Origin of the sequence: Sphingobium sp. (assembly GCF_049304695.1) — a bacterium.
Taxonomy (GTDB): domain Bacteria; phylum Pseudomonadota; class Alphaproteobacteria; order Sphingomonadales; family Sphingomonadaceae; genus Sphingobium.
On sequence record NZ_JBAQOK010000016.1, the window covers coordinates 1 to 22,409 of the forward strand.

Consider the following 22,409-nt stretch of genomic DNA (forward strand, 5'->3'; position numbering starts at 1 on the left):
CACGCCGCATTGAGAAAAACAAGCACAAGGTTGATTAACGTGTCGACGCACTGCCCGACGCGATCAGCCTTCCCATGCTAGCCACGCTTGACTGGAGGGATGCGATTATACAACCGTTACAAGTCCAATCTTCTCCTGCAACGCGACCTGTTTGACTGTGGTGACGGGCAGCCACTCGTGGTTAGGATAGATCAGGTAGAACGCCTGAAACCACATCGCGAAGACGCCTTCATATTGGCTCTTTGGTCCGCGTGATTTTCCGACCGTGCTGTTCGGGGTCAGCCCGGCGTCCAGTTCGTCCCATGCCGGTTTGGTGGCGTAGATTGGCTTGCCGTTTCTGTGGTCAACGCCAACCTCGACGCGCTCGGTGCGAAACTTCCACGCCCCGCCCGGATGCTCAGGCAGGTTCACCTTAACCTGCATAAAGACCTTGGCGTGCGGGTCTGGTTCCTCGTCCTCCTGCCGGGGCTGCTCAATCACGGCGCACAGGCTGCGGCACGTCTGAGCGAATGCGGCTGAACCGAGGACACGGTGGAGCATCGAGCGCGTCGTATCCTTCGCGAAGTGCGTCACGCAGACAATGGCGATGTTGTGCGTCTGGGCAAGGATCAGCCACGGCTCCAACACCGTGCGGAGTTGCCCGGCGTCGTTGAGGTCAACCTTGCGCAGCTTCTGCCCCGGCAGGTAACTGGTCACGGGGTCAATGACGAGCATGGCGAAAGGTGCGCCCATCGCACGCGCTTCCGCCAGCCCCTTGCTCACCGCCTCAAGGTCGTCCTGCATGGAGAACGTGTTGCGCTTGCCGTCCTGCATGACGCCCTGAATCTCCACCACGTTCGCAAGGTTGGCACCGCACGCGGTGAGCCTCGGGACCGTCATTTCCTCAATGCTGTCCTCACTGCCCAGCCACAGCACCCGCTCCGGCGTCCGCCATGCGTTGGGACAGTCATATTCACCGGGCCACGGCGCACCTGTGGTTATACGCGCCGTCACGTCAGCGAATACGGTGGACTTGCCTGCACCCGTCTCGCCCGCCAGCAGCGTGATATATCCCTTCGGAATCCACCCGGTCCAAAGCCATTCAATGGCGTGCATCTGCACCCCACCCAGCGACCGAAACATAAGCTCGCGCGGAGCGTCCGATGCGTCCGGTGGAAGACCGCGCCGCATTCGCTCACGCTTTGTCTTCGTCTCTTCAACACGCGCGTGTTGCTCCATCAGTTTGGCGCGGTGCTGTTCAAACTCCACCTTCTCTTTCCAGTTGAGATGGAAACCAAGTTCAGAATCACGCGGCGGAAGTGTCGGATCGACCTTGCCCCAATCAATATGCCCGTTGGCATCCACAGGGGGCTTCCAAGCGTCGGTTAGATCAACCATGACGAGACCTCCCGCCGGTCGGGCTACTAGTCAATCTGTCAGCATTGCCCATCGCATCCGGCTTTTTTGCAAGCGGCGCTGATTTTTGCAGGAAAACATTCGGGGATTGCGGACCCTCAGCGGGGTTTCGTAAATTGCTGCTGTTCACATCGATACTCCGGGCGGCGGGGGTGGCTCCCTGCCGCCTATTCGTGATGGGGGTCATGGGTTCAGGCTGCCGCCTGCTCGCTAGTGCTCTGACGCGCGCCGGACGCGAGCCAGCGCAGCACGTCGAGTTCCGCATACCAGCAGCGGCGCGTTCCAGGCGGGCTGAAATAGCGCGGTCCTTCGCCACGGAAGCGGTATTGGTTCATGGTGTTCGGGTGGACACCGAGTATCTCGGCAACCTCATCGCCCGACAGGGGGCGGCGCTTCGGGGTGTAGGCGAACAGCTCGCAAAGCTGGTCGAAGGACATTTCTGACATGCAGGGGACTCCCGCGATATGGTGCGAGCGAATCCCAGCTAAGCGACGGGACTGACCCGCCCTATCAGGGATAGAAGCGGGCCAGTAACGTAGCTATACATTAAATAACTACGCCAGTATTTGATAAAATTTATGCCCAAGGGGGAGCTTCTGCTGCCCCCTTCAAGTATTTCTCCGCAGAGAATGTCGCAGCATGAATCATATTTTGCGATACAACATTCAGGACCTGCGAAATGGACGCGGGGTCAACTTTATCACGGGGCTGACCATCTCCCAGTTCTGCGAGGACAGACTGGAAGATCGACTCTAAATCGTGTATTTCGAACATCTCGGTATGAACGATAATATCGCCTAGCATTACCATGTCTCCAACAAATGTGCTGGTGACACATCAATCGCTGTGAGCGAGATATGCGCGAGGCGGATTAGCATTCCCGCTTCGCACGGACGACCGGGCTAGGCGCGGTCGAAAGCTACGATGTGCGCGGTCGTGATAATCCGATTCGCGCAGGAAGGCGATGCTAAATTTTTCTTTCTCGAAACAGAGGGAGGGGCGATCTCGCATTCGCCCGCCTCGACCGATTTGCTCCGAAAAGTGCGATTTGACCGACCGGGACAGCCTCTCGGCTACAGGCCGGCTACAGCCCCGATCGCCACCCCGCCGCCCCTAACCCGGCAGCGCCCCCGGCCTCACCGCTGTGCGCGAGGCTGCGCGGCCCGCCGCGTGCATCACCCTGCGGCGCGCAGCGGCACCACGTTCTTGCTGGCAGCGATAGCTGCCTGCTGCTCGATCCAGTCACCGACCTTCTGCACCTCGGGCGTGAGCCAATCGAGGCGCGCCAGGTCGAGGTAGGAACGCGAGGTAACGTCGTCGGACGCAGGCTTGTGGCCAGTCAGCAGATCAGTGCGGAACTTCTCAATCAGGCATTCCCGCATGGCGTAGTTCGTGAACGACCTGCGCAGATCGTGGAGTGAAAGGTGCTTCCCCGCGATCTCGCTGATCGCTTCCATTGGAGCGCGCGCGTCCTGAATCCGGCCTGTCTTTCCCCAGCTCGGGAAGACCCATTTGCTCTCCGTGCCGTCCGCCAGCTTGAGGCGGGGACGCGACTTGAGCAGCGCGACGGCCTGCGACGACAGGGGAAGCCAAATCGGATCACCACGCTTGCGGTCGTCCAGATGCCACCAGCAGTTTGACGGGTCGTGGTCATCAATGTTCACGCGATCCCAAGTTAGGGTCGCCATCTCGTCCCGGCGAGCGCCGGTCAGCAGACCGAAGATCGTAAGGTCCACGGACGCCAGAGCCTCATAGCCCTGCACCGTTCCGCGCATCTCATTGAGCTTATTCCAAACTTCGCCGATCTTGCGCTTGTCGATGTATCGCTCGGTGCGGGTGCCTAGCTTGGCCCAATGGTGCTTGAGCGCATCGACGGGGTTGTCTCGAATGAGCGGGGTGCCGTCTGCCTGCCGGTATTCGTCGGTAGCGAAGCGGATCAGGATACGGAGCGTGACGAAGGCGGCGTTGGCGCTCGCGGGCGCAGCCTTCTTGCCCTCAAGACCGCCCTTCACCAGCGCAGCATGGCGCTCCTTCACCATGTCACGTGTGATGCTCGCAATGGGCAGCGGTGCCCACTTGGCGAAGGTCTTCTCGACATGGCGGCGATACTCAGCGGCGGTGCTGGCCTTCATCTTGCCGGGGCGACCAACATACGCCTCAAGCACGTCTTGCAGGCTGACCTTCATGGCCGCGTCTGCCTTGACCACAGCGCGCGGGTCGATCCCCTCGCGCATGTCCTGCAATACCTTCTGCGCTCGCTTGCGCGCGGCGTCCTCGGTGAGCGTGCCATAGGGACCGAGGGTAAACTGGATCGACTTGCCCAGCACCCGCCCCATGACGATGAACACTCGCTTGCCCTCTTTGGAGACGCGGAGGCCGTAGCCCTTCACGCTGTCATCCCAATGGACCGCATAGCCCTCGGCGGGCGGTGCAACCTTATCAACGAAGGTCTTCGTAATCTTGGCCATGCTGCTCCTTGGCTGCTAGATTCTAGCGTATTTCTAGCAAGGAACTTACAGCTACGACAAGGAACCACAAAAAAGCAAGGGCGAAAACAGCGTAATATCAAGGTTTACAGCTGCTAGAACAAGCTAGGCCAATCTAGCGCAAGGACGTGATTCCAAACCTCTTAATCAGCGGGTCCTTGGTTCGAGCCCAAGTGCGTCCACCATTTTTCAATGACTTAGAGGCAAGAGCGCGGCGGTGATCCGGCGCGAGGCACCAGCCTTTTCCACTTCACATCGACTGGGTAGCATCTGCAGCGTGCTATCAGTCAGGGTCGTAATAAATCGCGTCTAGCATTGCGACACGCCCGTCCCAAATCTCTGCCTCCTCCCCTGAGGGTCGATTAGAATTGTACCACGCGGAGGCCCGGATCGGCTCCACGATTCGCTCCCAATAATTCCCCAAATCGAGCGTCGATGGCGAAAACGCCAAGGCTGCTTCCCAGTTCTTCCCCAGCCCCCCTGCGGTGAAATTGGAGCTTCCAACGACCGCCTCGGCATCATCACCTGATTGGAATAGTAGATCTTCGGATGAAACGTCGCGCTGCCACCGTCCGCGATGAACGCGTTCCTTAGCCCTACGAGATGGTCGATCAGAGCGGGGTCACTTTGGCAAAAGGAGATGCCAATTGTTATCGAGCAGAACTCCCCGCCCACCTTCCATCTAAAATACCCCTTCCCCTGACGAACAAGTCGCGTATTTCACGCCGCATTCGGCCACGCGCGTTAAATCGGCGAGCTGCAATGCCACGTGGGAGATTATGAATTTTGTCGAAATATCCGGGCCTTACTCTCGTCGTCTCCTGCTTTGCCGCTACCGGATTTGCCGCGTCATCCCACGCGACCACCTATTATATCAATGCCCAGACCGGGCAGGACGCCTTTACCGGCACTGCCCCGACGCAGGCGTGGAGATCGCTCTCACGCATCAAGAATGTCCCGCTTCAACCCGGTGATCAGGTCTTGCTGGCGACCGGATCGGTGTGGAGGGAACCGCTCACCATCACTCGATCGGGCAAGGCCAATGCCCCCATATTCGTCGGCGCAACAGGCACCGGCCCCCGCCCGCGCATCGATGCAGGGGGTGTGTCGCCGCACGCCGTAGCGATCATGAATGCTGAATATGTCACCGTCAGCGGGCTGGAAGTGACCAATAGCGCGCCCACCCCGGCCCAGCGTTTCGGCGTCCTTGTGTCGGCGCTGGACAGGGGCGTGACGCGCGGCATCCGCATCTCCGACATGTATGTGCATGACGTGCGCGGCACCAACGATCGCAAGGATAATGGCGGCATCGTGTTCAGCGCTACCGGGCAAAAGCTGGCGACCCGCTTCCATGACATCCGCATCGAACGCAACATCATCTGGCGCGTCGACCGTTCCGGCATTGCCGGGATCAGCGACCGGATCACTGCCGCCAACTGGTTCCCCAGCGACGACGTCGTCATCCGCGATAACTATGTCGAGGACGTCGGCGGCGACGGAATCGTCCCGCGCGGCACCGACGGCGCGCTGATCGAACATAATATCGTGCGCTATGCGGGCAGCCGCGCGCCGGGTTATAATGCGGGCATCTGGCAATGGAGCACAGACAACAGCCTGATCCAACTGAACGAATCCGCTTACACCCGCACGCGATACGACGGGCAAGGCTTCGATTCCGACTTCAATTCGCGCCGCACCACTCTGCTCTACAATTACAGCCACGATAATGCCGGCGGCTTCCTGCTCGTCTGTTCACCCCGCCGCAACGACACGGATAATCTGGGCAATCGCGGCACCGTCGCCCGCTTCAACGTCAGCCGCAACGACGCCAGCCGGATCTTCCAGCTATCGGGCAACGCGTCCGACGTCCTGATCGAAAAGAACGTCATTCACGTCGGCAAAGGAATGGACGTTCAGATGATCGCCGCCACCCAGTGGGACGGATGGGCGCGCGACGTGCGCGTTCGCGACAATATCTACAAGGTCGCAGGAACGGCGCGCTACGGAAGCGAGTCCGGGCGCAACGGCCCCGACTATCTGATTACGCCAGGCTTCGCGCCGGTGGAGGCGATACGCTTCGACGACAACCGCTATCTGGGCCGCCATATCGATCCGCCTGCTGACGGCGCTGGTCAGCCATTCGTCCCTTATGTCGAACCAGTCCTGGACTGGCAGGTGCCAACCTTCGACCCCGCCCGCGCAGAAGGCTTTGCCGACTATCTGGCAAAGCACCGCGCTTGGATGACGACCATGCTGGAACGGGAACTGGTATCCAAAGTAGAATTGAAACAGCCCCGCCGCATATCGATTTTCGAAGCGCGCCGTTGATTGCCTACATCTCGCCCACATGGACCGGGTCCGTCTCGAACAGATCGGCCAGCGCTACGGGCGATCCTGCCATCGCGACGCTACCCCCCCACCATTCGCGATCCGGCACCATTGATCCCCCGGCGATCAATGGCGGCGCGACTTGCAACTGAACCGCGCATAATAATCGCACATCGCCATGTACGCGCAGAAACGCCATGGCATGGTCCGCTCGCGGGCCGCTTATGGCGACCGGCTGATATGTCCCTTCCGCAAAAAGCGCCGGATGGCGACGGCGCATATCCAACAACCGCGCAATAAGGTGCAGTTTCTTCGCTCCCGTAAACCTATCATTCTCGCCAGCCAGCGTCGCGATCCGCGCCCGAAAATCGACAGGACGCCGATTATCAGGATCGACCAGACTGAAATCGGGAAACTCCGTTCCCTGATACAGGTCCGGCACACCCGGCATCATATATTTCAACACCGTCTGCACCAGCATATTGGCCCGCGCGGCAGGCGCAATCGCCGCGATGAAGCCAGCAAAGTCTGTCAGGAATACCGGCATATTCAGCAATCCGCGCAGCATCGCCGTGCAAGCCATCTCATATGCCTCGTCGGGCTGCTCCCATGACGACCGCAACCGCCCTTCACGCAACATCTTGACGACCCACTGATCCATTCGATCCGCCAAGTCGCCCAGATCAGGCGTATCGGGATCGGGCCACGCCCCCACCAGCCCCTGCATGATCTGGTATCGATCCGCCCGATGCACGGTCGATCCCAGCGCATCGATCATGCCATCCCACGCAACCCATCGCTCCGCCCAATATTCCGGTATTTCGGTCAGCACCGCAATACGTGCCCGCGCATCTTCCCCGCGCTTATGGTCATGCGTCGCGGTCGCGATCATCGCTTGCGGGAAATGACGCTGCCGCTCCAGCACCCGCCGATGAAAGGTCGCTGCATCTATCGCAGGCTGCTCGGGGGCGGAGCCGACATCATTGGCCGACAGCAGCGGCGCATGACGATAAAAAAGCGTATCTTCCACCGCCTTGGCCGCGATCGGCGCAGACAATTGCTGGAACCGCCGCGCCACATCGGCAATTAACTCGCGCACTCCCGGCCCATCGCCAGCCAGCCAGTCCAGCATGATACGGGCCACCGCTCCCTCGCCGGGCGGCAGGCGGCGCTGCACATCACGCCAGACCCGCTCCCGGATCGCACCGTCGGCATCGGGCGCATGCCCGCCCGTCCCATAGGTCCGATAAACCGGAAACACCCACAGCAACCGCTCCATCGCGCGCCGCATCATCGCAGGCGTGATCGCGCCCAGCGCCGCCTCTTCTTGGCACGCCGAACGAATCGCCGCCATCGCCGACGCCACGCACGCCGATAGCTGCCCATCGAACTGCCAGCCGAGCATATCCTGCCGCGCCAGCAATGCAGCCGCATCCAGCGTCGGCGCGTCCGGCGCGACCTCACGCCACAGCGCATCCAGCTTCGCCAGCCCGTCGCCATCATGCATCAACGCGGTCAGGTCGCGCATCGCATCATAGCCAGTCGTCCCATCGACGCCCCAGTCAGCCGACAGCGCCTCATCCGCTGCCAATATCTTCTCGACCACGATATAGGCTCGATCCGCCCCGCCCCGTATCGCATCCATGTCGCTGCGCAACTGACGGCAATAGCCTGTCGGATCGGTCAGCCCATCGACATGGTCGATCCGCACGCCATCGATCCACCCTTCGCGAAACAGGTCGAAATAGAGCTTGTGCGTCGCGGCATAGACATGCGGGTCTTCCATCCGCAGCCCGGCCAGATCGTTGATCGAGAAAAAGCGCCGCCAGTTCAGGCAATCATTTGCCATCCGCCAATGGACCAACCGATAATGCTGCGCCTCCGCCAGATCGCGCAACGACGCCCCACTATCCGACCCCGGCCGCAAAGGCAGCGACTGTTCCCCATAAAGCCGCAGGACAGAAACTTCCTCCTCCCGCTCCACCCGCAAATCGCCGGCGGCAATCACTTCTTCCAACGTTGCTCCCAGGATTGGCAGCACCAGCGGCCCGCTCCAGTCGATATCGAAAAAACGCGCATAGCCGCTGTCCTGGCCCAGTCGCAGGACATCGTTCCACCACGCATTTTCGCCACCCGCCACGCCCATATGATTAGGCACGATGTCGATGATGATCCCGATGCCCTTCGCCCGCGCTGCACTGGCAAACGCCTCGAAACCCGCCGCCCCACCCAGTTCGGGATTGATGACGGTCGGATCGACCACATCATATCCATGCGTCGAACCTTTACGCGCCCGCGTAATCGGCGACGCATAAACATGGCTGATCCCTATGTCCGCGAGATAGGGGATGATGGAGATCGCATCGGCAAAGGTGAAACCGGCATGGAATTGCAGCCGATAGGTGGCCCGCACGGTCATGCGGCGCGCGCCGCGTTCAACAGGGCGATCCGCGCCGCCGTCGCTGGATCGTCCAGCATGACATCCATCTGCGCAGGCATCCGCCGCCGCCAGTTGGGATGCTCGTCGATCGTGCCGGGCAAATTGGGCTGTTCGTCCAAAGTAGCAATATCCTCCAGCGGCAAAATCGCCAGCGCCGCCCGCGTCGACGCCACATGACGCACAGCGGCGTCAACGACCGGGGCAGGGTTATCGGCGGCAGGCTGCGCAACGCCTGCCGGACCGATCGCCCGCCACAATGCTGCGCGATCTTCCGCCCGTGCGCCCTCCTCCGCCGCGCCCCGTGCCAGCGCCCGATCCCATTCCATATCCCGCCCGCGCCACCAGCCAGCTACCGTCGCCGTATCATGCGTGCCCGTCATCGCGACGCTGGCCGCCGGATAATGTGCCGCATCGACAAAGCCGCCCTTCCCATCACGTTCGAACCATAGGACGCGCATGCCATAAACGCCCTTCGCATCGGTCGCCGCCCGAAAGCCGTCCGGCACGGTCCCCAGATCCTCGCCAATGATCGCCGCGCCAGCCCGATGCGATTCCAGCGCGACGATCCGCAACAGATCGGCAAAGGGATAGGTCAGATAAGCCCCATCTGCCGCGCTCGCCCCCTCCGGTATCACCCACAACCGCGCCAGCCCGAATCCATGATCGATCCGCAAAGCCCCCGCATGCCGCAACCCCGCGCGCAACATGGCGATGAAAGGCGCAAAGCCATGCCGTGCCAACCCATCGGGCGAAAAGCTGGTCAGCCCCCAATTCTGTCCAGTCGGGCCCAGCGGATCAGGCGGCGCACCTATCGACAATCCATCAAGCAGCGCATCGCCATTGGCCCAGGCATCGCTGCCCCCCGCATCGACCCCGACCGCCAGGTCGGCGATCAGGCCGATCGCCATCCCCGCAGCCTGCGCATCTGCCTGCGCCCGCGCCAGCCCCCGGTCGGCGATCCACTGGACGAAAATCGCAAAATCGACCTCTTGCGCATGGCGAATGGCAAAATCCTGCGCCACCCCGCCATTCGCGTCGTGAAAAGCGACCGGCCATTCCCGAAACCCGCGCCCATCGAAATGACGATACAGCGCGTCAAACAGCGCATGGTGCCGCAACCCCGCACCTTGCTTCAGTGCCCAAGCCGCCATCTGCGCGCTCAGATCGTCATCCAGCTCATCGAACAACGCCCGCAGCCCCGCCAACCGCGCAGGCACCGCGCTTGTCCAATCGATCAACGCCGGGTCAGCCGCAGCAGGCAAGGCAGGCAAACCCACCGCCACCGGATCGGCCAGCGCGCCGTTCAGGAACCTGCGGCTGGACGGCGCATAGGGGCTGTAGCGCCCGCCATCGCCCGGATAAAGCGCATGCACCGGACTGATCGCCAGAGCATCCGCCCCCCGCCGCGCCAAAGCGCAGGCGGCCCTCCCCACATCGCCAAAATCACCATAGGCTGTCGGCGCCGTGCCACGCAGCGCCGGAATCTGCACCGACACACCCCACGAACGATCTCCTGCCAGTTGCACACAACGCTCTGGCGCGATCGCCAACTGCATCCCATGCCCGTCCATCACGATCCGATGATAGCCAATCTCATCTATCGGCGGCAGATATCCTTCACGCACCGGCACGCGAACATGCCCGCCGCTATCCAGCACGATGTCCGCATATCCGGCCGTGGCAAACATCGCCGGAAGCTGAACGGGCACCCCCACATCCCCGGTCATCATCACCGGCGGCGCAACCTTGCGCGCAGCCATCGCATCCAGACTGTTCGCAATCTCCCGCTCGCTGCCCGCATCATGGCCCAGCGCGCCCAATATCGCGGCCAGCGCCCTATCCTCGACCACCTGCGCACGCCCCGCCGCATCGGTCCATTCCCGTATCAGGCCCGCTGCGACGGCTAGGCGATGCAGTGCGCTCACACCTCCATGCACCAAGCCGCAAAGCTGCCCCGCGCCCCTGCCTCACCTTCTGCATGAACCAGTACGCCTGCCCCCTTAAAGGACACCGGCTCATCACCCAGATTGATCGCCACGCTCCACACAGCACCATCCCCCAATCGCCATGACGCCCGCACCGCGCGATCGCCCAGCACCTGAGCACCCAAAGCCCGCGCCCCTATCAACCGGGGCGCTATCAACCGCGCCCGCAGGCCAAGCAACATCCCATATAATGCTTCCCAATCCCCTGCATCATCGGGCCGTTCTGGCCGCGACGCAACGAAAGTCCTCTCATCATTGGGATCAGGAATCCGCGCCCGCGCCGCCGGGTCGCTGAAACCCTCGAACTTCGCAAATTCCCGCCGCCGTCCTTCGCGTACCGCGTCGGCCAGTTCATCATGAAAATCCGTGAAGAACAGAAACGGCGACCGCGCGCCAAACTCATCCCCCATGAACAACAGCGGCACGTGCGGGCACAGCAGCAGCAAAGCCGTCGCCGCCCGCAATCGTCCCACATCGGTCAGCACGGTCAACCGCTCGCCCATCGCCCGATTGCCGATCTGGTCGTGATTCTGAAGAAAGCCGACGAACCGAAACGGAGCCAGATGCCCGCTCGCGCTCCCGCGCCGCTTGCCATCCTGATGCACCGACGCCTCACCCTGATAGATGAAGCCTTCGCTCAAACAGCGCGCCAGCCGCTGCGTGGGCTGATCGGCAAAGTCGGCATAATAGGCGCTCGTCTCCCCCGTCAGCAGCACATGCATGACGTTGTGAAAATCATCGTTCCACTGCGCATCATATAGGCCCGCACCCAGCAGCGCTGCGTCGTTTTCCTCATTCTCCAGGATCAGGTGAACATGCCGCTCCGCTCCCGTCCCCGCCCGGATCGCGCCCGACAGCCTGCGCAGAAACGCCGGATTGCCGATCGCATGCACCGCATCCAGCCGCAGCCCGTCGAACCGATACTCATTCAGCCACATCAGCGCATTTTCAGTGAAATAGGCCGCCACAGCAGCCTCCTCCACCGCCACCGCCCCGCCCCACGGCGTATCGACATCGGCATGGAAAAAGCCCGGCGCATAAGCCCCCAGATAATTACCGTCAGGCCCGAAATGATTATACACCACGTCCAACAGCACCATCAGGCCCAGCCCATGCGCCGTATCGATCATCGCCTTCAATTCCTGCGGCGACCCGTAAATTTCCGCCGGGGCAAAGGGCAGCACCCCGTCATAGCCCCAGTTACGCAATCCGCCGAACGCCCCGATCGGCATCAGTTCGATCGCGGTAATTCCCAATGCGGCCAGACGCGGCAGATCCCGCCCCAACGCCGCGAACCCGCCCGCCACGCCGACATGCACTTCCTGAATGACGGCATCACTCCATGGCCGCCCGCGCCACGCGTCGCTGGCCCAGACATGATCGTCCTGCCCCGGCACGACGCTCCACCCATGCACGCCGCCCCATTGCAGCCGCGAAGCTGGATCAGGCACCCGCACACCATCGCCCAGCACGAAACAATAGCGCGTCCCCGGCGGCGCATCGACAACGGCCTCGCACCACCCATCGGCATGGCGCGCCATCGCATGACGCGCGCTCCCCGTCGCGCCGCCAATCTCCACTTCCACCGCATTCTGACCCGGCGCCCACAGCCGAAACAGCGTCTCACCCAAACCCAGCCGCGATGGTCCCCACGCCCCCTGCGTCATTGCGAAACGTCGATAACCGACCGGATCAGCGCGGCACTGTGCGGCGCAAGCAGATAATCGTCGCCAATCGCTTCTTCCTCCGCATCGGGGCGCGCACTGTCTATCAACAGCACGCGCTCGACCACCACTCCCGGCAGTATAAAGTGGATCGCCTCATCGCCTGCATTCATCAACAGGTTGATCGCTTCCACCGCCCCATCCTCTCGCCGAACGGCGCGCCGCATCGACAGCGCACGTCCTTCCGGATTTTCCCAATCCTCCGCAGATAACGGTTCGCCACGCTCATCCCACCATTCGATGTCGTTCACGCCATGGCCGGGCGAATCCTGCCCATAAAGAAATGTCGGCGCGCGCAGCACCGCATAGGTCCGGCGCAAAGCGATCAGCCGCGCCACAAAGTCCGTCAGCGCCGTTCCCGCCTCCGTCTCCAGCAACGACCAGTCGATCCAGCTGATCGCATTGTCCTGACAATAGGCATTGTTGTTGCCGCCCTGCGTCCGCCCGAACTCGTCTCCCGCCACCAGCATCGGCGTGCCCAGCGAACTCATCAGCGTCGTCAACATCGCCCGCACCACCCGGCCGCGCGTTTCCAGCACGCCTGCGTCATCGGTATCGCCTTCGACGCCCCAGTTACGCGACAGATTATTGTCATGCCCATCGCGATTATCCTCGCCATTGGCTTCGTTATGCCGCTCCTCATAAGCTGCCAGATCGGCCAGCGTATAGCCGTCATGGCTGGTCAGGAAATTGACGCTCGCCCATGGTCGCCGCGCACGCCGGTCGAACAGATCGCCCGAACCCGCCAGCCGTGCCGCCAGATCCGCGCGCTGCCCCGCATCGCCGCGCCATGTCCGCCGCACCGTATCGCGATATTTGTCGTTCCATTCGGCAAAGCCGGGCGGAAAATTGCCAAGCTGATACCCGCCCCAACCCACGTCCCACGGCTCGGTGATCAGCTTCACCCGGCCCAGCACCGGGTCCTGGCGCAGCACATCGAAAAAGCCTGCATTGGGATCGAACCCATGCTCCGTCCGCCCCAGCGTCAGGCCCAGGTCGAAACGAAACCCGTCGATCCCGAACGACGTCGTCCAGTAACGCAGCGAATCCGCCACCATCTGGATCACCCGCGCATGGTTCAGGTTGAACCCGTTGCCGGTGCCGGTATCGTTCATGCAATGGCGCGGATTGTCCGGCACCAGATTATAATAGGTCGCATTGTCCAGCCCGCGCCAGCACAGGGTCGGCCCCAATTCGCTGCCTTCGCAGCTATGATTATACACAACGTCCAGGATCACCTCGATCCCCGCCGCATGCAGCCTGCGCACCGCGACCCGCAATTCATCCTGCGTGTCCCCGGCGAAATAGCTGGGTTCGGGCGTAAAGAAATTCAGGCTGTTATAGCCCCAGTAGTTGCGCAGGCCCTTTTCCTGCAAGAACCGGTCCTGCACGAATGCATGGATCGGCATCAGTTCCAGCGCCGTGACGCCCAGTCGCTTCAAATGCGCAATCACCTTGGGATGGGCCAGCCCCGCAAATGTGCCCCGCTCCTGCGGTGGCACCTCTGCCATCAACTTGGTCAACCCCCTGGCATGGGCTTCGTAAATCACCGTTTCCGACCAGGGCGTATTGGGCCGCACATCGCGCGACCAATCGAATATGTCGTGCGTCACGATCCCCTTGGGCATCGCAGGCGCACTGTCGCGCTTGTCGAAGCCCAAGTCCGCGCGCCGCCCCCTGACCGGATAGCCATGCAGCGCATCAGTCCATTTGACCGGCCCCGACAATTTGCGGGCATAGGGGTCCAGCAGCAGTTTGTTGGGATTGAACCGATGCCCCTGTTCGGGCGCATAGAGGCCATAGGCGCGATAGCCGTACAACAGGCCGGGCCGCGCATTGGGCAGATAGCCGTGCCACACCTCGTCGGTACATTCGGGCAGCACAAACCGCGCCACCTCCCGCTTGCCCGCCGGATCGAACAGACACAGTTCGATCTTTTCGGCATTGGCGGAAAACACGGCAAAATTAACGCCCAGCCCGTCGAATGACGCGCCGAGCGGATAGGGAGTGCCGCCCTCAAGGCGGTCGGGAAGAAGGCTCAAGAGCGGCCTTTCAGATCAGAGGAAGGAAGGGGAATAGTGTCAGGCTTTCGGCTTGGCCTTGCGCGGCGCACGCACTTTGCGCACCGGCACCTCATCGGCAGCAAGCTCGCCTTCCCCCTGCGCCAACTCCTGTTCGGCGCGCGCCCAATGATCGGCATCGCGCCCATGGGGACGGCCTTCCTCCACCCAGATCGCATAGGCCCGATCGCTGACGGACTTGCCGGACTCTTGATCCCCAGAATCTGTATCCATGGAAAGGGCGCTCCCTGTTGCGCTGCAATATCGCAAGGTAAAATGCGCCAACCAGTTTTTGGATGCGCGGTCCCGACCATAATTTGCAGCCTCCCGCGTCAACGGATCAAATCAGATACCCCACCTCATATAAACCCCATCGCTTGCCCCCGAACATCAGCGGCACGAACACGCTGCGCAATGCCCGATAGCGTCCCTCGCCCAGATCCTGTCGGTATGTGAACAGAAAGAAATCGCCATCCTCGTCCAGCGCCCGACGGGTCTGCTTGTCCATGAAGATTTGTCCATTGCGCGCATGCTGCATATTCCAATCGCGCGCACCCGGCCGCTGCGGCTGGCTACGCGCGCTGATATGCGTGGGCAACCAACCCTGCATGTCGATCAGGCAACATCCCACGATCGCACTATCCTGCCCGGTATGCCGGTCGAGCATAGGGCGCAGCACCGCGTCTGCAAAGCCCGTCATAGCCGTACGAAATTGCGGTGGATCGGACCCCTCGATCTGACGATAATCCGTGTCGAACAGGTCTGCCAACCCCAGTTCCCCGACCTTGACGGCCTGCTCGATCCGCGCGCTCACCTCTTCAGCCCCATCCTCGGCCAGCGCGATGTAGCGGCTGTTGCGCGTCCGCTGCGGCCCATGCGCAGCCCGGTTGAGCATGTCGTTGGCCATGCCTTCCAGCCCCTCCAACTGCCCGCGCGCCGCATCCACCCGCCCCGCGCTTTCGCTCGCCGACTGGCTGAACTCGGTCAGCCCCTGCCGCAGGGCGCTCACATCTGCATGGGCCGCATCGGTGCAGGTCATGATCGCGCTCGACCGCTCGCCAAATTGCGTCACAAGCGATGCGATCTCGGCCATCGTCATGCGCAGCCGGTCGATATGCCCGCCCGCATCCCGCCCGCGCACGATGCTCGCCTCCACCCCGTCGATCAACCGCCGCGCTTCCCGGTCGAGCACGCCCAGCTTGTCGCCCACCGAAGCGGCGGACTCCCCCGCCTGCCCCGCCAGTCGCCGTATCTCATCGGCCACCACTGCAAAGCCCATCGTCGCCGCGCCCCCGCGCGCCGCCTCGATCGCGGCATTAACGCCCAACAGCCGCGTCTGCCGCGCGATCGCGCCCAATTGCTCCGAAATATCCCCGACCGCCCCGATCACTGACAGAAATTGCCGCAGCCGGTCCTCCAGCCCCGTGACATGATCGACCAGCCCCGCCACCTCGCCCAGCGACAGCGTGACGACGTCGTTACCATCGGCAATGATCCGCCCGGCGCGGCTCGCCGTCAGGCTCAATTCCTGCGCGGCGGCGACGCTTTCCTCCTGACTGGCGGACAGCATGTCCATATTCGTCTGCAATTCGGACAATCGCGCCGCGTCCGCCTGAATACGGCGATTTACCCGGCTCAGATAACCCGCCGTCTCGCTGCACTGCAACGCAATGTCGCCGGACCTTTCACCCAGGTCAGCCAGCAAATCCCCGTTTTCCAACTGCGCCCCGCTTAAAATCGCCGCTATCGATAGTGACGGATTACCTGTGCGCCGCAACACTTAATATTCCGCTCGCGTCACTAATATCCCGCCTTGCATCGCCCGCTCTGCTGCCCGAATAGTGTCGCCATGCTGCTCAATTTCCTCGACGCCCTGCGAAGCGCGGGCATATCCGCCAGCATCAAGGAACATCTGCTCCTGCTCGAAGCGCTGGACCGCGACGTCATCGCCCGACGGCCGGAGGATTTCTATTATCTCGCCCGCGCCACCTATGTGAAGGACGAAGGGCTGCTCGACCGCTTCGATCAGGTCTTTGCCCGCGTGTTCAGGGGCGTGCTGGACGGCGAAGGCGTTGACGCGGATATCCCCGAAGACTGGCTCAAACTGGTCGCGGAAAAATATCTGAGCACGGAAGAGATGGAGAAGATCAAGTCACTGGGCGACTGGGACACGATCATGCAGACGCTCAAGGACCGCATCGCCGAACAAAAGGAAAAGCATCAGGGCGGCAGCAAGTGGATTGGCACCGGCGGCACGTCCCCCTTCGGTCATGGCGGCTATAACCCTGAAGGCGTGCGGATCGGCGGGGAAAGCCGCCACAAGCGCGCGATCAAGGTCTGGGAAAAGCGCGAATTTGCCAATCTCGACAATACCAAGGCGCTCGGCACCCGCAACATCAAGGTCGCCCTGCGCCGCCTGCGCCGTTTCGCGCGCGAAGGTGCCGCCGACGAACTCGATCTCGACGCAACTATCCACGGCACCGCCCGACAGGGCTGGCTCGACATCCGCATGCGCGCCGAACGCCACAATGCGGTCAAGCTGCTGCTGTTTCTGGACGTGGGCGGATCGATGGACCCGTTCATATCGCTCTGCGAAGAACTCTTCTCGGCTGCGACCGGGGAATTCAAGAATATGGAATTCTTCTACTTCCACAATTGCCTGTACGAGGGCGTGTGGAAGGATAACCGCCGCCGCTTTGCCGAACGCATCCCCACATGGGACATCCTCCACAAATATGGCCACGACTATAAAGTGATCTTCGTCGGCGACGCCGCGATGAGTCCCTATGAAATCAGCCATCCGGGCGGCAGCGTCGAACATATGAACGATGAATCCGGCGCAACCTGGCTGCAACGCGTCGCCCACACCTATCCCGCGACCATCTGGCTCAACCCCGCGAGCGAGGCGCATTGGGGCTATAGCCAGTCCACCGCCATGATCCGCGAGTTGCTGAACGACCGCATGTATCCCCTGACGATCGAGGGGATCGACGCGGCCATGCGCGAACTCACACGCAAACGCTGATGACCGGCACGGCGGCCCAAGCGCTGACGCTGCTCCAGCGCGGCGAAACCGATGCGGCGCGCGCCCTGATCGACGCCGCCTGCACGCAGGGCGAGAGCGAAGCGCTCGCGATGCGCGCCATCTGGCAGGTGGAGGGCAAACTCCTCCCCCGCAACCTCCCCGCTGCCCGCACCGGCCTCCTCGCCGCCGCGCAGGCAGGCAATATGGCGGCAGCCCGCATGGTCGGCGGCCTGATGGCAGCCGGGATCGGTGGCCCCCGCGACTGGCCCGCATCGCTCGCCATGCTCGACATCTGGTCCGACCGCGACCCCATCGCCGCCCGCCAGCGCGCCCTGATCGCGGCAATGGCCATCGATGCGCAGGGCGACCCGCTCCACCTTCCCACCCCTGAAATGCTGGCGGATCAGCCACTCATCCAGACCATCCCCGGCCTGCTCACCCCCGCCGAATGCGACCTGCTCGCCACCCTGTCGGAACGCCGCCTGCGCCCCGCCCTCATCTTCCATGAAGGGCAAGGCCGCTTCGTCGCCGATCCCGTCCGCCATTCCGACGCGGCGGGCTTCCCGATCCTGTCTGAATGGCCCGCCGTCCACGCCATCAACCGCCGCCTTGCCGCTGCCAGCGGCACCACAGTCGCGCAGGGCGAAACGCTCCAGATCCTGCGCTACGCCCCCGGCCAGCAATATCGCGCGCATCTGGACGCCGTCCCCGGCCTCACCAACCAGCGGCACCTGACCCTGCTTGTCTATCTCAACGACGATTTCACCGGTGGCCAGACGCATTTCACCCGCCTGCGCATCACCATGGCGCCACGCAGGGGCGACGCCCTCCTCTTTACCAACTGCCTGCCCGACGGCCGCCCCGATCCATCCAGCGAACATGCCGGCCTGCCCGTCCTGTCCGGCACCAAATGGCTCGCCAGCCGCTGGATCCGCCAACGCCCCCCGGAAAACCCCGATGGCTTCGGCCAGCATGAGGCAATGCGCTAAATCACCCTCCACCGTTCGCTTCGAGCGAAATCGAGATGCCCCTAAGGCCGAAAAACCACGCCTCCCGTCATCGCCTCCGCAACGCCGGTCGTCCCCGGAAAACTGATCGCCAACCCGGCCAGTCGCCGCACTGCCATATAGGCAAAGCCCTGCGCCTCCAGCGCATCGCCATCCCACCCCAGCCCATCGACCGCCCGCACCTCCACCCCCGTGCGCGCCGCAATCATCGCCATCAACGTCGCATTATGCCGCCCGCCGCCCGCAACATGGATGCACGCAGGTCGCTCCGCCAGATGCCCGATCCCCCGCGCAATCGCCTGCGCGGAAAAGGCAGTCAGCGTCGCCGCCCCATCCTCTACGCTCAGGCCCTGCACCGCCTCGATCGTGAACGCTTCCCGGTCGATGCTCTTGGGCGGCGGCACGGCGAACCACGGATCGGCCATCATCGCCGCCAGCCGCGCCTCGTCCACCCGACCCAGCGCCGCCGTCGCACCCCCCGCATCATAGGTGGCGCCCCCATGCGCCTGCATCCAGTTGTCGATCAGCCCGCTCGCCATCCCCGTGTCGAACGCCACCAATTCGCCATCCGCCCCGATCGCCGTGACATTGGCCACCCCGCCAAGATTGAGGATCGCGGCAGGCTTATCCAATTCCGCCGCCAGCGCGCGATGATAAACCGGCATCAACGGCGCGCCCTGTCCGCCGGCCGCCACGTCCGCGCTCCGCAGATCGCCCACGACCGTGATCCCGAACGCCCCGGCCAGCGCCGCCCCATCGCCAATCTGCCACGTCCATCCCCGGTCGGGCCGATGCGCAACGGTGTGGCCGTGAAAACCTATGACGCCCACATCCTGCGCGCCATATCCGCTGCGCCCCAGCAAATCGGCAACCGCCTCGACATGCAATGCCGTCAGTTCCGCCTCGACCGACGCGATCAGCGGCTCGAACCCCGGTGCGTCCATGTCCATCGCCCGCGAACAGCTTTCCGCCAGCCGCACCCGAAACCCATCGTCATAGGCCATGGCGTGAAACGCGACCGGCGTCACCACGCCCTCGCCATCCGTTTCGATCAAAGCCGCGTCGATCCCGTCGCGCGACGTGCCGGACATCAGGCCGATTGCCAACATCGTGAAAGACTCCGCCTCTTTTATCCAGCCTTCGCCAATGCTACAGGCGCGCGCCATGAGCAACTATCAGTCCGATCTTCTCCGCCTGCTCGACGCACGCGGCTATATCCACCAGCTGACCGACGCGGCGGGCCTCGACGCCATGGCCGCTAAACAGGTGGTGCCGGGCTATATCGGCTTCGATCCCACGGCCCCCTCGCTCCACGTCGGCTCCCTGGTGCAGATCATGATGCTGCGGCGTATGCAGCAGGCGGGCCATAAACCCATCGTCCTGATGGGCGGCGGCACCGGCAAGATCGGCGACCCATCCCTGCGCGACGAAGCCCGCTCGCTACTGACCGTCGAAAAGATCGCCGAAAACGTCGCCAGCATCAAACGGGTGTTCGAACGCTTCCTGACTTTTGGCGACGGCCCGACCGATGCGATCATGGTCGACAATGCCGACTGGCTCGACGCGCTCGAATATATTCCCTTCCTGCGCGACATCGGCCAGCATTTCTCGGTCAACCGGATGCTCAGCTTCGATTCGGTCAAGCTGCGTCTCGACCGTGAACAGTCGCTGTCCTTCCTCGAATTCAACTACATGATCCTTCAGGCGTATGACTTCCTCGAACTGTCGCGCCGTGCCGACTGCCGGCTCCAGATGGGCGGGTCGGACCAGTGGGGCAATATCGTCAACGGCATCGAACTGTCGCGGCGTGTGGATGGTACGCAGGTGTTCGGCCTGACCTCGCCGCTCATCACCACGGCGGACGGCGGCAAGATGGGCAAGACGGCCAAGGGCGCAGTCTGGCTCAATGCCGACGCGCTCTCGCCCTATGACTATTGGCAATTCTGGCGCAACACGCAGGACGCCGACGTCGGCCGTTTCATGCGCCTCTTCACCGACCTGCCGCTCGAAGAGATCGCGCAGTTGGAACAGTTGGCCGGCGCCGATATCAACGAAGCCAAGAAGCGCCTCGCCGATGCCGCCACCGCCATGGCCCATGGCGCGGAAGCCGCCGCCGCTGCCGCCGAAACGGCGCGCAGAACGTTCGAGGATGGCGCGTCCGACGCCAACCTCCCCACCGTCAGTCTGGGGGCTGAAGGTCTTAACATCGTGCAGGCCACCACGGCGCTTGGCTTTGCCACGTCCAACAAGGAAGTCCGCCGCAAACTGGCCGAAAACGCGATCCGGCTGAATGGCGAAGTCGTTACGGACCCGGCTATAATGTTGAACGTGGGCGACAAACTCAGCTTCGGCGCGAAAAAGCACGGTCTCATCACGACTTAGGTCGGAAAATATACGCAAAATACATGTTTGGCCTATTTTAACCATATTTTCTAACCCCTCCGCTATCTTTTGGAGGGCAGGTTCCACGCATGTCCTCGATGCTCGCACATCTCAATCACGTCGTGCAATCGCGCGATCCCGCCATCGACCTGCGGCGCGCGAAGCGCGATCTGGTGGATATGGCCAGTCAGATGGTTGCCGATGGCTTCGACCATCCCATTCGCATCATCAACATATCGCCACTGGGCCTGATGGGCCGGTGCGATGGCGCGTTTGCGACGGGCGACCATGTCACGGTTTCCCTCCCGATGCTGGACGATTACCCCGCCGACATACGATGGAACGAAGATGGACGCGTCGGCATGGAATTTCTGACCCCTGTCGAACCCGACATCTACGCCCGACTGATCGCGCTCATGCCGCCTCGCCAGACAGCATGGTAAATCCGTCCTTCGACTCTATCCGCTGACGACTGCGCACCAATGCTTCGGGCATCTCGGTGCGCAGGAAATCCAGCATAGCCTCCCGCACGTCACAACGCAGGTCGAACGCGACCCCGGCATTGCGTGCCGACAACAGGCAACGCAGTTCCAGCGCGTCGGCGCGATGGTCCGTCACCTGCAACAGCACCACCCTTTTGTCCCACCGGCTATTGGCCTGCGTCACCTCGACCAGCCTCTCACGAATCCGCTGCACATCGGCGGTCGGATCGACATAGAGGAACACCGTGCCCAGCAGGTCGGACGTCTTGGTCGTCCAGTTCTGGAACGGCTTTTCCAGAAAATAGGATACCGGCACCACCATCCGCCGATCGTCCCATATGCGCACGACGACATAGGTCAGCGTGATGTCCTCTATCCGGCCCCATTCGCCCTCCACGATCACCACATCGTCCAGCCGGATCGGCTCGGAAAAGGCCATCTGGATACCCGCGATCAGATTCTTGAGCGCAGGCTGCGCCGCCGCGCCGACTGCCAGACCAACCAGACCCGCCGACGCGGCCAGCGTCACGCCGATCGTCCGCACGCCCGGTATCGCCATCAACATCATCGCGATCACCAGCACCGCCACGATGCTCTGTGCGATCCGATACAGGATGCGGACTCGCGTATGCCGTTTACGCGCCTTCAGATTATCTTCGGCACTGATGTCCGAGCCGCGCTCGATCATCACCCGCGTCGCCCGCATCAACCGCAGCAGCAGCCACCCGGTCAGCAGCGCAAAGACCATCTTCGACCCGATCGACCACAGCCCTTCGACCCGTGGCCCCATCTCCAACGGCTGCAACCCCGCGCCCAAAGCCAGCAGCACGACCAGCCAGCGGGTCGGCTGGAATATCGCGGGCAGTAATATTGGATCCATTCGCCGACTGACGACCTTCATCGCCACGACATACAACGCCCAATGGATCAGGAACGCGACCACCACTGCCGACGCAATCGTGAACGCCGCCGTGGAGGTTATATGGGTCAGGCTAATGTCCTTCATCCCCCAGCAACGCGGCCAGCCGCCGATTGTTTCGCAGGTGCAGCATAAAATCCAAAATGCCACAACTGCGAAAACCTTTGGTCCTCACT

Annotated in this window: 16 protein-coding genes; 5 read left to right on the forward strand and 11 right to left on the reverse strand. The window is 62.6% G+C overall.

The features are described from left to right. Positions 1-105 precede the first annotated feature (105 nt). The 3 genes from WA070_RS01770 to WA070_RS01780 form a co-directional block, all read right to left on the reverse strand. Positions 106-1,377, reverse strand: a complete 1,272-nt coding sequence (locus WA070_RS01770; protein ID WP_422632509.1) for an AAA family ATPase — start codon at positions 1,375-1,377, stop codon at positions 106-108. A 209-nt stretch (positions 1,378-1,586) separates the two neighbouring features. Next, complete coding sequence (locus tag WA070_RS01775) at positions 1,587-1,841, reverse strand: helix-turn-helix transcriptional regulator (RefSeq protein WP_422632510.1); 255 nt, start codon at positions 1,839-1,841, stop codon at positions 1,587-1,589. Positions 1,842-2,570: 729 nt separating this feature from the next. Continuing rightward, a complete protein-coding gene (locus WA070_RS01780) occupies positions 2,571-3,863 on the reverse strand; it encodes a tyrosine-type recombinase/integrase (protein WP_422632511.1) in 1,293 nt (430 codons plus the stop codon). 804 nt (positions 3,864-4,667) lie between these two features. Between WA070_RS01780 and WA070_RS01785 the strand changes: the two genes are divergently transcribed. Continuing rightward, positions 4,668-6,209: a right-handed parallel beta-helix repeat-containing protein gene (locus WA070_RS01785; RefSeq protein WP_422632512.1), complete on the forward strand. Its 1,542-nt coding sequence runs from the start codon at positions 4,668-4,670 to the stop codon at positions 6,207-6,209. A 4-nt stretch (positions 6,210-6,213) separates the two neighbouring features. On the opposite strand, the gene treY is transcribed toward WA070_RS01785, so the two are convergent. The 6 genes from treY to WA070_RS01815 form a co-directional block, all read right to left on the reverse strand. Next, the gene (gene treY, locus WA070_RS01790) at positions 6,214-8,628 is read right to left on the reverse strand and encodes a malto-oligosyltrehalose synthase (RefSeq protein ID WP_422632513.1); all 2,415 of its coding nucleotides are present in this window, start codon (positions 8,626-8,628) and stop codon (positions 6,214-6,216) included. Beyond that, positions 8,625-10,574, reverse strand: a complete 1,950-nt coding sequence (malQ, locus tag WA070_RS01795) for a 4-alpha-glucanotransferase (protein WP_422632514.1) — start codon at positions 10,572-10,574, stop codon at positions 8,625-8,627. Before malQ ends, treY begins: the two co-directional genes overlap by 4 nt. Further along, the gene (treZ, locus tag WA070_RS01800) at positions 10,571-12,301 is read right to left on the reverse strand and encodes a malto-oligosyltrehalose trehalohydrolase (protein WP_422632515.1); all 1,731 of its coding nucleotides are present in this window, start codon (positions 12,299-12,301) and stop codon (positions 10,571-10,573) included. The genes malQ and treZ overlap by 4 nt, the downstream gene beginning before the upstream one ends. Further along, positions 12,298-14,400: a glycogen debranching protein GlgX gene (gene glgX / locus WA070_RS01805; RefSeq protein ID WP_422632516.1), complete on the reverse strand. Its 2,103-nt coding sequence runs from the start codon at positions 14,398-14,400 to the stop codon at positions 12,298-12,300. Before glgX ends, treZ begins: the two co-directional genes overlap by 4 nt. 39 nt (positions 14,401-14,439) lie before the next feature. After that, positions 14,440-14,652 carry a DUF2934 domain-containing protein gene (locus tag WA070_RS01810; RefSeq protein ID WP_422632517.1) on the reverse strand — a complete coding sequence of 71 codons (213 nt, stop codon included), beginning with the start codon at positions 14,650-14,652 and terminating at the stop codon, positions 14,440-14,442. A 106-nt stretch (positions 14,653-14,758) separates the two neighbouring features. After that, positions 14,759-16,123, reverse strand: coding sequence for a methyl-accepting chemotaxis protein (locus tag WA070_RS01815; protein ID WP_422632518.1), 1,365 nt, complete (start codon positions 16,121-16,123; stop codon positions 14,759-14,761). A gap of 144 nt (positions 16,124-16,267) precedes the next feature. Between WA070_RS01815 and WA070_RS01820 the strand changes: the two genes are divergently transcribed. Together WA070_RS01820 and WA070_RS01825 are read left to right on the forward strand one after the other, a co-directional pair. Further along, complete coding sequence (locus WA070_RS01820) at positions 16,268-17,443, forward strand: vWA domain-containing protein (RefSeq protein WP_422632519.1); 1,176 nt, start codon at positions 16,268-16,270, stop codon at positions 17,441-17,443. Continuing rightward, on the forward strand, positions 17,443-18,432 hold the full coding sequence (locus WA070_RS01825; RefSeq protein ID WP_422632520.1) for a 2OG-Fe(II) oxygenase: 990 nt from the start codon (positions 17,443-17,445) through the stop codon (positions 18,430-18,432). Before WA070_RS01820 ends, WA070_RS01825 begins: the two co-directional genes overlap by 1 nt. Before the next feature lie 41 nt (positions 18,433-18,473). On the opposite strand, the gene WA070_RS01830 is transcribed toward WA070_RS01825, so the two are convergent. Then, complete coding sequence (locus tag WA070_RS01830; protein ID WP_422632521.1) at positions 18,474-19,559, reverse strand: anhydro-N-acetylmuramic acid kinase; 1,086 nt, start codon at positions 19,557-19,559, stop codon at positions 18,474-18,476. Positions 19,560-19,614: 55 nt separating this feature from the next. Between WA070_RS01830 and tyrS the strand changes: the two genes are divergently transcribed. Next, positions 19,615-20,832, forward strand: a complete 1,218-nt coding sequence (tyrS, locus tag WA070_RS01835; RefSeq protein WP_422632522.1) for a tyrosine--tRNA ligase — start codon at positions 19,615-19,617, stop codon at positions 20,830-20,832. Between the two features lie 89 nt (positions 20,833-20,921). After that, entirely contained in the window at positions 20,922-21,275 is a 354-nt protein-coding gene (locus WA070_RS01840; RefSeq protein ID WP_422632523.1) for a PilZ domain-containing protein, read from the forward strand. Here WA070_RS01840 and WA070_RS01845 read toward each other — a convergent pair. Beyond that, a complete protein-coding gene (locus WA070_RS01845; protein ID WP_422632524.1) occupies positions 21,247-22,320 on the reverse strand; it encodes a mechanosensitive ion channel family protein in 1,074 nt (357 codons plus the stop codon). The two genes, WA070_RS01840 and WA070_RS01845, sit on opposite strands and share 29 nt — an antisense overlap. Positions 22,321-22,409 lie beyond the last annotated feature (89 nt).

What these genes read in the sequence shown, in the direction of transcription:
- treZ (WP_422632515.1), bottom strand. Translation starts at nt 12,301, where the DNA reads ATGACGCAGGGGGCGTGGGGACCATCGCGGCTGGGTTTGGGTGAGACG.
- WA070_RS01770 (WP_422632509.1), bottom strand. Translation starts at nt 1,377, where the DNA reads ATGGTTGATCTAACCGACGCTTGGAAGCCCCCTGTGGATGCCAACGGG.
- WA070_RS01840 (WP_422632523.1), top strand. Translation starts at nt 20,922, where the DNA reads ATGTCCTCGATGCTCGCACATCTCAATCACGTCGTGCAATCGCGCGAT.
- treY (WP_422632513.1), bottom strand. Translation starts at nt 8,628, where the DNA reads ATGACCGTGCGGGCCACCTATCGGCTGCAATTCCATGCCGGTTTCACC.
- WA070_RS01825 (WP_422632520.1), top strand. Translation starts at nt 17,443, where the DNA reads ATGACCGGCACGGCGGCCCAAGCGCTGACGCTGCTCCAGCGCGGCGAA.
- WA070_RS01810 (WP_422632517.1), bottom strand. Translation starts at nt 14,652, where the DNA reads ATGGATACAGATTCTGGGGATCAAGAGTCCGGCAAGTCCGTCAGCGAT.
- WA070_RS01820 (WP_422632519.1), top strand. Translation starts at nt 16,268, where the DNA reads ATGCTGCTCAATTTCCTCGACGCCCTGCGAAGCGCGGGCATATCCGCC.
- WA070_RS01830 (WP_422632521.1), bottom strand. Translation starts at nt 19,559, where the DNA reads ATGTTGGCAATCGGCCTGATGTCCGGCACGTCGCGCGACGGGATCGAC.
- WA070_RS01845 (WP_422632524.1), bottom strand. Translation starts at nt 22,320, where the DNA reads ATGAAGGACATTAGCCTGACCCATATAACCTCCACGGCGGCGTTCACG.
- WA070_RS01775 (WP_422632510.1), bottom strand. Translation starts at nt 1,841, where the DNA reads ATGTCAGAAATGTCCTTCGACCAGCTTTGCGAGCTGTTCGCCTACACC.
- tyrS (WP_422632522.1), top strand. Translation starts at nt 19,615, where the DNA reads ATGAGCAACTATCAGTCCGATCTTCTCCGCCTGCTCGACGCACGCGGC.
- WA070_RS01780 (WP_422632511.1), bottom strand. Translation starts at nt 3,863, where the DNA reads ATGGCCAAGATTACGAAGACCTTCGTTGATAAGGTTGCACCGCCCGCC.